The organism is Polaromonas sp. P3_B4 (genome assembly GCF_056402835.1).
In genome coordinates this window covers 33,663-47,831 of the sequence record NZ_JBFUGQ010000005.1, presented here as the reverse complement: position 1 = coordinate 47,831, position 14,169 = coordinate 33,663, and the positions used below count along the sequence as shown (strand labels likewise).

The 14,169-nt window shown below is 64.5% G+C and carries 14 protein-coding genes; 10 read left to right on the top strand and 4 right to left on the bottom strand.

Annotation, left to right across the window (positions count from 1 at the left end; genetic code table 11):
* Complete coding sequence (locus AC1DVV_RS22345) at positions 1–660, top strand: HAD family hydrolase (protein ID WP_457282045.1); 660 nt, start codon at positions 1–3, stop codon at positions 658–660.
* A 139-nt stretch (positions 661–799) separates the two neighbouring features.
* Here the strand turns inward: AC1DVV_RS22345 and AC1DVV_RS22340 are convergent, their stop codons facing one another.
* Positions 800–3,754, bottom strand: coding sequence for a DNA topoisomerase III (locus tag AC1DVV_RS22340; protein ID WP_477689787.1), 2,955 nt, complete (start codon positions 3,752–3,754; stop codon positions 800–802).
* Positions 3,751–4,284, bottom strand: coding sequence for a TlpA family protein disulfide reductase (locus tag AC1DVV_RS22335; RefSeq protein ID WP_457282043.1), 534 nt, complete (start codon positions 4,282–4,284; stop codon positions 3,751–3,753). The genes AC1DVV_RS22340 and AC1DVV_RS22335 overlap by 4 nt, the downstream gene beginning before the upstream one ends.
* A gap of 84 nt (positions 4,285–4,368) precedes the next feature.
* Between AC1DVV_RS22335 and AC1DVV_RS22330 the strand changes: the two genes are divergently transcribed.
* Genes AC1DVV_RS22330 through AC1DVV_RS22320 form a run of 3 tightly spaced genes read left to right on the top strand, consistent with a single transcriptional unit; the run spans position 4,369 to position 6,685 of the window.
* Positions 4,369–5,055 (top strand): SET domain-containing protein, encoded by a 687-nt coding sequence (locus AC1DVV_RS22330; RefSeq protein WP_477667712.1) that lies wholly within the window; start codon positions 4,369–4,371, stop codon positions 5,053–5,055.
* A 59-nt stretch (positions 5,056–5,114) separates the two neighbouring features.
* The gene (locus AC1DVV_RS22325) at positions 5,115–6,032 is read left to right on the top strand and encodes a biotin--[acetyl-CoA-carboxylase] ligase (protein ID WP_457282041.1); all 918 of its coding nucleotides are present in this window, start codon (positions 5,115–5,117) and stop codon (positions 6,030–6,032) included.
* Complete coding sequence (locus AC1DVV_RS22320; protein ID WP_457282040.1) at positions 6,026–6,685, top strand: SPOR domain-containing protein; 660 nt, start codon at positions 6,026–6,028, stop codon at positions 6,683–6,685. The genes AC1DVV_RS22325 and AC1DVV_RS22320 overlap by 7 nt, the downstream gene beginning before the upstream one ends.
* Positions 6,686–7,143: 458 nt before the next feature.
* Here AC1DVV_RS22320 and ypfH read toward each other — a convergent pair whose 3' ends face one another.
* Complete coding sequence (ypfH, locus tag AC1DVV_RS22315; RefSeq protein WP_457282039.1) at positions 7,144–7,791, bottom strand: esterase; 648 nt, start codon at positions 7,789–7,791, stop codon at positions 7,144–7,146.
* A 201-nt stretch (positions 7,792–7,992) separates the two neighbouring features.
* On the opposite strand from ypfH, the gene AC1DVV_RS22310 reads away from it, so the two are divergent.
* The 6 genes from AC1DVV_RS22310 (at position 7,993) to AC1DVV_RS22285 (ending at position 13,716) form a co-directional block, all read left to right on the top strand.
* A complete protein-coding gene (locus AC1DVV_RS22310) occupies positions 7,993–8,469 on the top strand; it encodes an FKBP-type peptidyl-prolyl cis-trans isomerase (RefSeq protein ID WP_457282038.1) in 477 nt (158 codons plus the stop codon).
* Between the two features lie 170 nt (positions 8,470–8,639).
* Entirely contained in the window at positions 8,640–9,044 is a 405-nt protein-coding gene (locus tag AC1DVV_RS22305; RefSeq protein ID WP_477667711.1) for a response regulator, read from the top strand.
* A gap of 300 nt (positions 9,045–9,344) precedes the next feature.
* Positions 9,345–9,632, top strand: a complete 288-nt coding sequence (locus AC1DVV_RS22300; protein ID WP_457282036.1) for a DUF2249 domain-containing protein — start codon at positions 9,345–9,347, stop codon at positions 9,630–9,632.
* A gap of 40 nt (positions 9,633–9,672) precedes the next feature.
* Positions 9,673–11,949 (top strand): nitric-oxide reductase large subunit, encoded by a 2,277-nt coding sequence (locus AC1DVV_RS22295; RefSeq protein WP_477702337.1) that lies wholly within the window; start codon positions 9,673–9,675, stop codon positions 11,947–11,949.
* A 14-nt stretch (positions 11,950–11,963) separates the two neighbouring features.
* Positions 11,964–12,431, top strand: a complete 468-nt coding sequence (locus tag AC1DVV_RS22290) for an RrF2 family transcriptional regulator (protein ID WP_477702336.1) — start codon at positions 11,964–11,966, stop codon at positions 12,429–12,431.
* A 73-nt stretch (positions 12,432–12,504) separates the two neighbouring features.
* A complete protein-coding gene (locus AC1DVV_RS22285) occupies positions 12,505–13,716 on the top strand; it encodes an NnrS family protein (protein WP_477702335.1) in 1,212 nt (403 codons plus the stop codon).
* Positions 13,717–13,835: 119 nt separating this feature from the next.
* On the opposite strand, the gene AC1DVV_RS22280 is transcribed toward AC1DVV_RS22285, so the two are convergent.
* Complete coding sequence (locus AC1DVV_RS22280) at positions 13,836–14,030, bottom strand: CsbD family protein (RefSeq protein ID WP_477648761.1); 195 nt, start codon at positions 14,028–14,030, stop codon at positions 13,836–13,838.
* Positions 14,031–14,169: the final 139 nt, after the last annotated feature.

Sequence of the window (14,169 nt, the reverse complement as noted above, 5' to 3'; positions counted from 1 at the left end):
ATGAAGCTCACCCTCTTCGACCTGGACCACACCGTGCTCAACGGTGACAGCGATGTGCTGTGGTGCGATTTCCTGATCGAGAAGGGTTACCTGGGCAGGACGGAATTCACCGCACGCAACGCCGACATGGCAGCGCGCTACAAGGCGGGCACCGTGGGCCTGAAGGAGTTTGCCGATTTTTATGTGGGCACCCTGGCAGGTCGCACCGCCCAGGAGTGGGAGCCCATGCGGCAGGAGTTTTTGGCCAAATGGGTCGTGCCGCGCATCACGCCAGCCGCGATCGCGCTGGTCGACAAGCACCTGGAAGCCGGCGACCTGGTGGTCATGACGACGGCCACCAACCGCTTCATCACCGAGCTCACGGCCATCTACTTCGACATCGAGCACCTGATTGCCACCGAGCCCGAGATGCAGGGCAGCCGTTTCACCGGCAGCACCACCGGCGTGCTGAACATGCGCGAAGGCAAGGTCGAGCGCCTGCATGCCTGGCTCACCGCACGCGGCCTGCGCTTCAAGGATTGCAAAACCACCGCCTACAGCGATTCCATCAACGACCTGCCGCTGCTGGAAGCCGTGAAACACCCGGTGACTGTGAATGCCGATGCGACGCTGGCAGCGATTGGGACTGAGCGCGGCTGGCCCGCGCTGCAGTTGCACTGAGCAACCCGACCTGCGCAGCTGAAACAGCCCCGGAGAGGGCTGCATCCGCCTCATTTGAGTATAAAAATGGCCTGCAAGGCAATCAGGACGAGCGCTGGCAGCTATTAAAACAATAGCGGTTACGCCCGCACCTGCCTGCTTATTCCGCGCTCAGGTGCTTGCCGACAATCCCGGCCAGCTCAAACATCGTCACCTGCGGCTTGCCGAACACGGGCAGCAGCTTCGCGTCGGCGTTGATGGCGCGCTTGTTGGCCGCGTCCTGCAGGCCTTCGGCCTTGATGTAGTCCCAGAGCTTTTTGATGACCTGGGTGCGTGCCACCGGTTCGGCGCCAATCACCGCAGCCAGTGCGTCGCTGGGCTTGAGGCCTGCACCCGGCTTGGCGACGCGGGGCGTCTTGGGCTTGGCGGTTTTGGCGGCGGGCGTTTTCTTGGCGGCGACTTTTTTGGCCGCCGGTGCTTTTGCCGTTTTCGCGGCGACGGTTTTTCCGAAAGGCGTCTTCACCGTCCCGGTCTTGGCGGCCGCCGGTTTGCGCGGCGGAAACTTGGACGGGGCAAACTCGAAGTTCACCTTGTCGGCCTCCTTGTCCCAGGCCAGCATGGCCTTGAAGGGGCGGCGCGTGCGCATCGAAACGAACTTGTCGAGCAGATCGGTCTTGCCGGTTTCCAGCAGCTTGTGCATCTGCTCGCGCTCAATCGGCTGCTGCAGGATCACCTGGCCGGTCTTGAAGGTGCAGCTGGGCGTGGGCTGGGCCAGCGTGGGCACCGACTTTTCGCAAACGTAGTTTTTACCGAGTTCGAACACCCGCGCGGCGCAGCGCGGGCAGGGGCCCAGCGACTGCTGGTCGCCAAAGTCGACGATCTCGCCGGTCTCGGCATTCTTGTCGTCGCCGAAATCAAACTCCAGCTTGTAGTTCTTGGTTTCCTCGTCGAACTTGATCACCATCTCGGCGGTGAAAGGCCATCCGGCCTTGGAACGGAAGCCGTCCAGCGGGCCGATCTTCTTGTCGCGCAGGAACTGTTCAACCTCTGCCACTTCAAAGGTGCGGCCCGCCGGCGTTTTGCCGAAGCTGAAACCACAGCCGTCGTCGCCGTTCTTGCCGGTGCAGGTGTAGCGCCGGTAGTTTTCCTTCATGACACCGCCGCAGTTGGGGCAGGGCGCCGAGAGCGTGGCGTAGTCGCCGGGAATCGTGTCCTTGTCGTAGCCCTTGGCCTTGGCCACCATGCGCTCGGTCATGGTGGCGATCTCGGCCATGAAGGTTTCGCGGCTCAACTTGCCGTGCTCCATCTGCGCCAGCTTGAACTCCCACTCGCCGGTGAGCTCGGCCTTTGAAAGCTCCTGCACGTCCAGTCCGCGCAGCAGCGTCATGAGCTGGAAGGCCTTGGCCGTGGGGATCAGCTCGCGGCCTTCGCGCAGCATGTATTTTTCGGCAATCAGCCCTTCAATCGTGGCGGCGCGCGTCGCCGGCGTGCCCAGGCCTTTTTCCTGCATGGCTTCGCGCAACTCGTCGTCGTCAATCGTCTTGCCGGCGCCTTCCATCGCGCCCAGCAGGGTGGCTTCTGAATAGCGGGCGGGCGGGCGGGTCTTCAGGCCCTTGGCTTCGACCACTTCGGCGCGCACCATTTCACCCGGCTTGACCGGCACCAGGCTCTGGCCCTTGTCGCCGTCCTTGGCGTCGGCCACTTCATCGGCGGCTTCCTTGCCGTAAATCGCCAGCCAGCCCGGCTTGACCAGTACCTTGCCCTCGGTCTTGAAGCTGTGGCCGACCGACTGGGAAATACGCGTGGTGACCAGGTATTCGGCGCTCGGGAAAAACACCGCCATGAAGCGGCGCACCACCAGGTCATACAGCTTTTGCTCGGCTTCGCTCAGGCCACTGGGCGCCTGCAGTGTTGGGATAATGGCGAAGTGGTCGCTCACCTTGGCATTGTCGAAAATGCGCTTGCTGGGCTTGATGTAATTGCCCTTGATGGCCGTGGCCGCATGCGGCGCCAAGTGCTTCATGCCGCTGCTTTCCAGCATTTCAAAGGTCTTTTTGACCACCGGCAAATAGTCTTCCGGCAGCGCGCGCGAGTCGGTACGCGGATAGGTCAGGGCCTTGTGGCGTTCATAAAGGCTTTGCGCAATCGACAGCGTCGTCTTGGCTGAAAAGCCGAACTTGCCGTTGGCCTCGCGCTGCAAGGAGGTCAAATCAAACAGCAGGCCGGCGGCCTGCGTGGTGGGCTTGCTTTCTTCCGTCACCGTGGCGGACTTGCCGCGCACGGCTTCTGCAATCGCCATGGCTTCGCGCTCGGACCAGACCCGGTCAGCTTTCAGTTCGGCGTCGGGCTCCGTGTTGTCGGCATTGGCCGCGGCTTTTTTCCACTTCGGGTCAAACCACTTGGCGGGGTATTCGCCGGCCTCGGCCAGAAAAGTCGCGTGGATTTCCCAGTAGTCGCGGCTCACGAACTTGCGGATTTTTTCCTCGCGCTCCACCACCACCGACAGCGTCGGCGTCTGCACGCGGCCCACGGTGGTCAAAAAGAAACCTCCGTCACGCGAGTTGAAGGCCGTCATGGCGCGCGTGCCGTTGATGCCGACCATCCAGTCGGCTTCCGAACGTGAGCGCGCCGCATCGGCCAGGCCCTGCATCTGCTTTTCAGTGCGCAGGCTCTCAAAGCCGTCGCGGATGGCTGCCGGTGTCATGGACTGCAGCCACAGCCGCTTCACCGGGTGCTTGCTGTTGGCGTATTGCTGGATCAGCCGGAAGATCAGCTCGCCTTCGCGGCCCGCGTCACAGGCATTGACGAGGGCGTTCACATCCTTGCGTTTGGTCAGCTTGACGATCGCGTTGAGCCGCGTCTTCGTCTTGTCCATGGGCTTGAGGTCAAAGTAGGGCGGAATGACGGGCAGGTTGGCAAAGCTCCACTTGCCGCGCTTGACGTCAAACTCTTCCGGCGCCTGGATCTCGACCAGGTGGCCCACGGCCGAGGTGACCAGCCACTCGTCGCTTTCAAAGTACTCGTCGTGCTTTTCGAACTTGCCGGCCGTAGGCGTGATCGCCCGCACAATGTCTTGTGCGACCGAGGGTTTTTCTGCAATCACCAGAGTTTTCATAAGTACTTCTTCAAACCTTCTACATCTTCGGGGAACATTTCCCCGCTTTCGGCAAATACGACTTTGCCTTCACGTCCGTTCGCCGCCACCTTGAGCACCACCACCACGGGCAGGCCCACCGGCTTGGGCAGGAATTTGGCAACCTCGGGGGTCAGCATCCCGGCGGGAAAGCTGTAGCCCTTGGTCTTCATATAGGCAGCTGCGGCCGCCGGCTGCTTGTCAATCGACAGGGCCAGCACCTCCAGCCCGCTGGCCTTCTGGGCCCGCCACAAAGCTTCTATATGGGGCGACTGCACCGCACAAAAAGGGCACCAGCTGGCCCACCAGTACACCACAAGCGTCTTTCCACCCACCTCGGCAGGCTTCCAGGCGCTGCCGTCCAGCAGCGTGACGGCCGGCAAAGGCAGGGTGCTGCCGGCCTTCGGCAAGGGGCTTTCCCCGCCTTTGGCCCACGCCGGCAGGCCCAGCCCCGCCGCGGTCGGCAAGGCAAGGGCAGCGGCGGTCTGCATCAGGTTTCTGCGGTTGAACACGGGGACTCCTTGGGCGCATCACTACAATAGCGGCTCTCGCGCATGTACGCGCGCGGGTGCGCACGCATGCGCACGCACGCGCACATGCATGAATTAACCATACCAAAAAAATACGTCGTGTCAAAAACCCAGGCTTCCGCGGTCCCCGCATCTCCTTCCAAACCCGCGGCTCCGGCTGCCGACGGACGCCGCATCCAGACGCGGCGTTCCGGCGTCCACGGCAAGGGTGTGTTCGCCGTGCAGGACCTGGCCGAAGGTGAAACGCTGATCGAATACGTCGGCGAAATCATCAACTGGAAAGAGGCGCTGCGCCGTCACCCGCACGACCCCAAAGACCCCAACCACACGTTCTACTTCCACATCGACGAAGAGCATGTGATCGACGCCAAGCACGGCGGCAATTCCTCACGCTGGATCAACCACAGCTGCAAGCCCAACTGCGAAGCCGACGAAGAAGGCGGCCGCGTCTTCATCAAGGCGCTACGCAACATCAAGGCCGGCGAAGAGCTGTTCTATGACTACGGCCTGATCATCGACGCGCCTTACACCAAGAAGCTGCTGGCCGAATACCCCTGCTGGTGCGGCGCCAAAAACTGCCGAGGCACCCTGCTGGCGCCCAAGGACGACGAAGGCAAGAAAAAGAACAAGAATAAGAACAAGGACAAAAAGAAGTCCGCCAAAAAAGCCGACAAAAAGGCTGAAGCCAAGGCTGACAAAAAGGCAGGCGATAAAAAGGCCGGCAAGAAACCCAAAAAGAAGAAGAAGGACTGAGCAGGCGCTCAACCCGCTTCACAGGCCATGCCGCCGGCGCAATCGGCTGCAACCTTCTCATGAGCACTCCCCTTACATCCCCCATCCGCTGGCCCGCCGAAGCTCTCTGGGAGGCCCTGGCGCCGTCCTTGCCGGGGTTCACGGTGGAAGTCCTGCCCGAGATTGATTCGAGCAACACCGAGCTGATGCGGCGTTTTCGCGGCAGCCCCTCCGGTAACGGCGGCAGCCCCGGCATCGCCCCCCGGCCCGAGCCCCTGCTGCTGGTGGCCGAACAGCAAACCGCCGGGCGCGGCCGGCTGGGCCGCCAGTGGCAAAGCCGCCGCGGCGACAGCCTCACGTTTTCGCTGGGCCTGCCGCTTGCGCCCGTCGACTGGTCCGGCCTCTCCCTGGTGGCCGGCATCAGCGTGGCCGAAAGTCTCGAGCCGCTCGCCGGCAGCGCCTCCGGCCAAGCCGCCAAACCCCGCATCGGCCTGAAATGGCCCAACGACCTCTGGCTGTCCACCCCCGAAGGCGACCGCAAGCTGGCCGGCATCCTGGTGGAAACCGCCAGCTGGGAAGGCATCCGTTACGTGGTGGTCGGCATCGGCATCAACATCCGCGCGGTGGAAGTCCCCGTTGCGGCTAACGCACCCGCCATGCCCGGCATTCCGCCGGGCGGCTTGCAGACGCTGCTGCCGGCGCTGGACGCACCCGCCACCTTGCTGCGCATCGTGCCGCCGCTGGTGCAGGCGATGCAGGCATTTGAGCGCTTTGGCTTTGCGCCTTTCCAGGCGCGTTTTGCGGCACGCGACGTTCTGGCAGGCCGGGCCGTGCAGCTGTCCGACGGCCAGAACGGCCTGGAAGGCACAGCCCACGGCGTGGGCGAAAACGGCGCGCTGCTGGTGCATACTGCGGCTGGCATGAAACAAATCACCAGCTCCGAAGTCAGCGTACGGCCTGTGGCGGCGCAACCTCCCAAGGATGCGCGCCCATGCTGAGGCTGCTGGTGCTGGCGCTGGTCCTGGCCAACGCAGGCTACTTCGCCTGGACGCAAGGCCTGTTGGCCGACTACGGTTTTGCACCCGTCGTGCAGGCCGAACCCCAGCGCCTGGCGCAGCAGATCCGGCCCAAGGCGATGCGCCTTCTGAGCGCCACCGATGCCGGCCAGCTGGAAAGCACCACCGCTGCAGCGCCGCCGCCCGCCCCTGAATGCCTGCAGGCCGGCCTTTTCACCCCCGAGCAGACCATCGCCCTGCGCTTCGGACTGGAGGCCGGCCTGCCCATCGGCAGCTGGTCGCTCGAGAACAGCTCGGAGCCGGGCCGCTGGATCGTCTACATGGGCAAATACACCAACGAGGACGCGCTGGCCAAAAAGCGCAGCGAGCTGCGCGGCATGGGCGTGTCGTTTGAGCCCCTCGTCAACTCCTCGCTGGGACCGGGCCTCTCGCTCGGCCACTTCAGCTCCCAGGCCGATGCCGAGCGTGAACTGGCCAAGGTCGCCACGCGCGGCGTACGCACCGCCAAGGTGGTGCAGGAGCAGCCTGAAATACGCGGCCAGCTGCTCAGACTCCCGGCCGTCGATGCGCCGCTCATGGCCAAACTGGAGTTGCTCAAGCCGCAGTTGGCGGGCAAGCCCTTACGGGCTTGCTAGATAAGACCCCCACGGTCGCTCACTTCGTGTAGCTCCCGAGGCCTTACAGGCCGCGGCTCGCGAGACGCTTCGCCTCTGTCGCCCGTCCAAGCCTGCGCAGGCAGGCTTGGAGCCGCGGGCTCCAGCCCCTCGGGGGCCGCCCGCCTGCGGCCCGGCAAAGCCGGTTCCGCGGCTCATGCTGGCTTAAGAGCTCGCCGCGGTTACACGCTTCATATCCGATCATCCCGAGCCTGTCGAAGGTTCCGTATCCGGTGCGCACCCAGTTGCTATTGATTTAGGAGCTGCTTGCGCTCGTTCCGCTTGGCTCTCAACACTATTTTCTTGACAAATTCCGCCTGAGCCGTCGCACCCACTACCAAGCCAGCAGGGGCCGCGGAACCGGCTTTGCCGGGCCGCAGGCGCCGCCCCCTCGAGGGGGGAACAAGCTACACGCTGTGAGCTTGGACAGGGGTGATTCGCTAAACTGCTTTCCAGTGCCGCAGCGGCACACAGGTCTGCAGGCGCGTCACGGCCTGGTCCATCAGCGCGGGGTGCAGTTCGTGGCCCAGCCTGGCGGCCACGTCCAGGGTGGCGTCGGCGCCCAGTTCCATCAGGTGGTCGAAGTCGCCACGCGTGCGTGCCAGCGGCACCACATCGTCGTTTTGCCCGTGCAGCAGGTGCAGGGTGGTCAGCGCGGGTGCTTTCGCCGGCCAGATCTGGTAGCCGCCGCCGAAAGCCAGCAGGCGGCCGGCCAGGCCGTCGTGCGCATCACTCAGGGCCAGCGCCAGGCTCGCACCGGCGCCAAAGCCGGCCAGCGCGGTGTCCGACTGCAGGATCTCAAAGCGCTGCTGCTGCGCACGCACAAAGGCCGCCAGAACCTCCACGCGCGCCGCCAGCGCAGCGGCGTCGTCTTTGCCCGCCGCGGTAGCGCCTGCCGCATCGGCATGCGGGCCCGAAAGGCCTTCCGGGATCAGCACCGCCGCCTCGGGAAACGCGCCGCCCAGCAGGTTGCCCAGCTCCAGCATGTCGGCGGCCGTGCCGCCCGCGTCGTGCAGCAGCACAAACAGCTGCCGCGGTACAGCGGTGGCTGGAAGCAGTTCAATGGTTTCGGTGTCGATGGGGTTCATGGCTGAGCGTCGTGATCAAAAAAACAGGCAAAAGCTGGCGGAAAGGACGGAGAAAACCGCATCTGGGGCCTCCACGCCCGCTTTCAACATCAGCCGGCCGGCCCCGCGACAACAGCCTCCCTGTTCCGGCCGTCCGGACAATTTTGGCCCGAGTCGGCGAGAATCAGCGTTTTTCACGCACCAGAGATCTGGAAAAACACCATGAAAATCGGAAAAAACACCGCCGTTACCCTTAGCTACAAGGTGGCAGACGCCCAGGGCAAGCTGGTCGAGCAAAGCAGCGCCCCCATGGTTTACCTGCACGGCGGCTACGGCAACACCCTGCCCAAGATCGAAGAAGCGCTGGACGGCCAGGAAAAGGGCTTCCAGACCGTGCTGGCGCTGGAGCCGGCGGACGCCTTCGGCCTGCGCGACGAAAGCCTGGTGCGCACCATCCCCCGCACACAGTTTCCGCCCGGGGTCAAAGTGGGCGGCCAGCTCGAAGGCCGGGGCGACGACGGCCGCGAGCATGTCTTCAACGTCACCAAGATCAAGGGCGACACCGTCCTGCTGGACGGCAACCACCCGCTGGCCGGCAAGGCCCTGCGTTTCACCCTGAAAGTGACCGACGTGCGCGCCGCTTCGGAGGAAGAAATTGCCCACCGCCATGTGCACGGCGAACACGGCCATCACCATTAATCTGCGCTGCGTGACCGTTCGGCGATTAAGCCGTTAGCGTTACGTACCGTTACCGCTCCGGGGGACCCGCTGAATTACAGTGGGATTGAGCCTACATCCCCCGGTGATGCACGACCACAGCCCCGGCGCAGGATGATCGCTAACTTCATGGATTAACTTCAGAGGTACCCATGGTCATCAACGCGTTTCTTGTCGAAGACAAGCCGGACATACGCAAAACACTGGTTGAGGCCATGGAAGAAATCGCACCCCTGCGTTTCGTTGGCCACGCCGATTCCGAGTCCAGCGCCCGCCAGTGGCTGGGTTCCCACCATGATGACTGGGACCTTGCAATCGTCGACCTCTTTCTCGCCGAAGGCTCCGGCTTTGGCGTGCTGAAAGACTGCCAGCACCGCAGCTCCCGCCAGAAGGTCGTGGTGCTGACCAGCCACAACCAGGAAAACATCCTGCACTACTGCCGCGAGCTCGGCGCCGACGAGGTGTTCAACAAGTCGGAAGACGTGGAAAAGCTGGTGCTCTATTGCCAGGCCCATGCAGCCAGCCTGGGCGGCACGGCCCCGCTGCTGCCCCAGTAATCCCCACGTTCAAGCGGCAGGCGTTCTGCTCAGGCGCCCGCTAAAACAAGCCCACACACAAAAGCGGCGCCATGCCGCGACTCTCGCTGCCCGGCAGGCCCTGATGTGAACGCCCGCCTGGGCGCGCTGCATCGCCGCGCCCGCACTCCGCGCCGGCTTCCGCGCCAAAACCAGAAAAGTGCTGCCTGCAGCGGCTCCGTTTGATCTGGATCAACAGCGCCCAGGGACCGATGGCTAACCATAGGTGTATCTCGAATGCATCTTATGAAGACCATTCGCGATTCCTTTGAAAGAGTCCCCATGACACACACCGTTTCCCACACCAGGGTCGATCTCCGCGAGCTCGCGCCCAGCGAACGCCATCCGCTGGTCTTCTCGACATTCGACCAACTCGGCACCGGCCAGGCCATGGAGTTGATCAACGACCACAACCCGAAGCCCTTGCATGCCCGGTTCATGATGGACCTGCCCGGCCGATTCTCCTGGGACTACCTGGAGCAGGGGCCCGACACCTGGCGCGTCGCCATCACCCGGCTTGCGCCTGCGCAGGGCAGCAAGCAGTGCTGCGGCGCCTGCGGTGGCGGCTGACTTCCACGCATCCCCACTCACGACTTCCCAAGGAAACCCGATGAAAAACAACAACATGCTGTGGCGCTGGCTCGGCTTCGTATTCGTCCTGTCCTTCGGGGCGCTCGGCTACCTCGGCTGGCAGATCTACCTGACCGCACCACCCATCCCCACAGCCGTCGTCAGCACCACAGGCGACGTGCTTTTCACGGGCGAGCAGGTGCAAAGAGGGCAGCGCGCCTGGCTGGCCAGCGGTGGCCAGCAGCAAGGCAGTGTCTGGGGACACGGCGCTTATGTGGCGCCGGACTGGTCTGCCGACTGGCTGCATCGGGAAGCGCTGGCCCTGCAGGCCCTGCGCACGCAGGAGCTCCGCAAGGCACCCGCCGCGCTCACTGCCTCAGACCACGGCGCAATCGCAGCGGCGCTCAAAGAAGAAATGCGCCGCAACACCTACGACGCGGCCAGCGGCGCCGTCACCGTCACGCCCGCGCGGGCGCAAGCCATCCGTGAGGTGGCGCGCCACTACGAAGGCCTGTTCGGCCACGACGCCAGCCTGGATGCCTTGCGCGAGCAATACGCCATGAGCGAAGGCGCGCTGCCCGACGCGGCCGACCGCCAGGCGCTCGCGGCATTCTTCTTCTGGACTTCCTGGGCCGCCGTCACCGACCGCCCGGGAGAAGAAAACCTTTCCTACACCAGCAACTGGCCGCACGAGCCGCTGGTAGGCAACACCATGACCAACTCGGCCGCCATCTGGTCGATGGTCAGCATCGTCCTGCTGCTGGCCTGCATAGCCGCCATGCTGTGGCTGCACGGAAGCCAGCGGCATGGGCCCGAGGCGCAGCCGCCCCAGGCCGACCCTTTGCTGGGCGCCGTTGCCACGCCTTCGATGAAGGCCACGCGCAAGTACTTCTTTGCCGTGATCGGCCTGATGCTGCTGCAGATCGGCATGGGCGTGGTCACCGCGCATTACGCAGTTGAGGGGTCATCCTTCTTCGGCCTGCCGCTTGCGCAGGTGCTGCCCTATGTGGTCAGCCGCACGGTGCACACGCAAGTCGGCATCTTCTGGATCGCCACCGCCTGGCTGGCCACGGGCCTTTACATCGCGCCGCTGCTGTCGGGCCGCGAGCCCAAACTGCAAAAGCTCGGTGTCGACGTGCTGTTCTGGGCGTTGATCGCCATCGTGGTCGGCTCTACCGCCACCGGCTGGCTGGGCACGCTGCAGCATCGCGGTGTCGACTTCAGTTTCTGGATCGGCAACCAGGGCCTGGAGTTCACCAGCATGGGCCGTGTCTGGCAGCTGCTGCTGTTCGTGGGCCTGCTGTTCTGGGTATTCCTGCTGGGCCGCGCGCTGTGGCCGGCACTGGTCAAACCTTCGGAGACGCGCGGCATGATCGCCATGGTGTTCCTGTCGGCCATGTGCATAGGCGGCTTCTATGCCTCGTCGCTCACCTGGGGCCAGCACACCCACTATTCGATGATCGAGTACTGGCGCTGGTGGCTGGTCCACCTCTGGGTCGAAGGCTTCTTTGAAGTGTTTGCCACTGCCGTCGTCGCGCTGATCTTCACCAAGCTGGGCCTGGTGCGCGCCGAAAGCGCCAACCGCGCCATCATCGCCGAGACCATCATCTTCCTGTTCGGCGGCATCCTGGGCACCCTGCACCACCTGTATTTCACCGGCACGCCGATCTCGGTTATCGCCGTCGGCGCGGTGTTCTCCGCGCTCGAAGTGGTGCCGCTGACCCTGATCGGCCTGGAAGCCCTGCAGACTTACCGGCGCTCCAAAGCCATGCCGTGGCTTGCCACCTACCAATGGCCCGTGATGTGTTTTGTGGCCGTCGGTTTCTGGAACACCGTGGGCGCGGGCCTGCTGGGCTTTGCCATCAATCCGCCGGCCTCGCTGTACTACGTGCAAGGGCTGAACATGACGGCGGCCCACGGCCATGCCGCGCTGTTCGGTGTCTACGGCATGCTGGGCATCGGCCTGATGCTGTTTTGCCTGCGCGGCCTGTATGCGCGCCATCTGCATGCCGACAACCTGCTCAAGCCCGCCTTCTGGAGCCTGAACATCGGCCTGGCGATGATGGTCTTCCTGTCGCTGCTGCCTGCCGGCATCTACCAGGCCTGGGCCAGCGTCACCAAGGGCCTGTGGTACGCCCGCTCGCCCGAGATCATCCACTCGGGGGTGATGGAAACCCTGGTCTGGATGCGCGTGCCCGGCGACATCCTGTTCGCCATCGGCGCGTGCTTCCTGGCCTGGTATGCCGCGCGCCTGCTGCGCCGCCCGGCCGTACAGCCGGCCGGCATGACCGCGGTGCCCGCAACGGCGGGGCCCTGACCCGGCAAGCCGCCATGAAACTCACGGCTTTCACCGACTACAGCCTGCGTGTGCTGATCTACCTGGCGGCGCAGCCAGAGCGGCGCGCCACCATCGCCGGGATTGCAGATGCATTTGACGTGTCCGAACACCATCTGACCAAGGTTGTGCACTTCCTCGGCAAGAGCGGCTGGCTGGCCAACGTGCGCGGCAAGGGCGGCGGGCTGGCACTGGCGAAAGCGCCGGAGCTGATCGTTGTGGGCGAGGTGGTGCGCGCAACCGAAGGAACGGACGTGCCCGCCGAATGCTTTGAAGCGGCGGGCGGCCATTGCGCCATCACCCGCATCTGCCGCCTGCGCGGCGTGCTTGGCGAGGCGGTCGATGCCTTTTACGGCGTGCTCGACCGCTACACGCTGGCAGACCTCGTCCGCAACCGGCAGTCGCTCGCCAGCTTCTTCACCGGCCAGACGGCATCGGCCTCGCCAGCCGGGCGCGCCTCATGAGCGCAACCCCTGTTGTCGCAGAGTGCATCAGCAACAGTTCGCCGCACACCACGCTACCTACGGATATTCCTGCATGACAACACAGCCCATCCAGTTCAAAAGCCCGCCCAAAAGCGCTCCTGTTCCATCGGCGGAAACGCAGGGCATCGCGCTCTGGCAAACCGGCTTTCGGCCCTTCTACCTGCTGGCGAGCGTGTTCGCTGCGCTGTCGATTAGCCTGTGGGCGCTGCAGTTCGCCGGCTGGCTGGGCCAGCCCTACCTGCAGGGGCCGATGTGGCATGCGCACGAAATGCTGTTCGGCTTCACGCTGGCTGTGGTGGTGGGCTTCCTGTTCACGGCCGGGCGCAACTGGTCCAACCGCCCCACGCCCACCGGCCTGCCCCTGGCCGCGCTGGCAGCGCTCTGGGTGGCCGGGCGGGTGCTTGTGCTCACGCCCTTCGGCTGGGCTGCGGCGGCGGCCAATGTCGCGTTTCCGCTGGCCGCTGCCGTCGCGCTGGCCATACCCTTCATCGCCGCGCGCAATCGCCGCAACTACTTTTTCATCGGCTTGCTGTTGCTGATGGCGGTGGCCGTGCTCGCGGTGCACCTTGCACAGCTCGGGCTCATGCGGTTGCCCGGCTGGGTCGGCATTCAGGCCGCCCTTGACGTCATGCTCTTCATCATGGTCGTGATGGGTGGCCGCGTGATCCCCATGTTCACCAACAACGGTGTGCCGGGCGCCAACGCCACCCGCCGCCCCTGGCTCGAGAAAACCGCGCTGGGCTCGGTGCTGGCGCTGCTGCTGGGCGATGCGCTGCAGCTGCAGGGCGCGCAGCTGGGGGCGCTGGCCGGTGTTTGTGCGGCCGCACACCTTGCGCGCTGGGCACTGTGGCAACCGTGGAAGACCACGCACACACCGCTGGTCTGGGTGCTGCATGCCGCCTACTTCTGGATTCCGGTGTACCTGGTGCTGCGCGTCCTGGCCGCAGCTGGCTGGGTCACGCCCTCAGCGGCAACCCACGCACTGACGGTAGGCGCCATCGGCGGGCTCATCATCGGCATGATGACCCGCACCGCGCTCGGCCATACCGGCCGGCCGCTCCAGGCGGGCCGCACCGAAGTCACCTGCTATGTGCTTGTCCTCGCTTCGGCGCTGGTGCGCGTGTTCGTGCCGATCATCGCGCCGGCCGAAACGCTGCACGCCGTGCTGGTTTCGGCCGCACTGTGGTCCGCCGGCTTCGCGCTGTATGCCGTGGGCTACTGGCCCATCCTGACCCGTGCGCGTGCGGACGGGCATCCCGGCTAGGTGACTGGCCGGGTCTGCCTGCGCCACCGCAGGGCTAAAAACAAACGCCCATAAAAAAACGGCGCCAATGCGCCGCTTTTCATGCTGCCCGGCAAGCCGGGCATGCTGGCTCAAACGCTTCAGAAGCCTTTGTTGCCCTTGGTCGCGTCTTTCACGACTTCCTTGGCATCGCCATAGTTCTTCTGCACAGAGCCTTCCACCTGCTTGGCCAGGCCCTTGGCTTGCTGGTCCTTGCTGCCCACGAGCTTGCCGGCAGCTTCCTGTGCCTTGCCAGCTGCGTCTTTGGCTGCGCCTTTGACTTGATCCTTGTTCATGATGACTCCTGATGAATTCGACGGGAAGGTCCAGGAAACCCTGGCGAGACCCTTGCGAGGCCATCGCGAGGGGTATCCCGGGCCAACGTTCGTCGTGTCACGTCAGCCAGTTACCAAGATACCGGGCTGCCGGGAACGC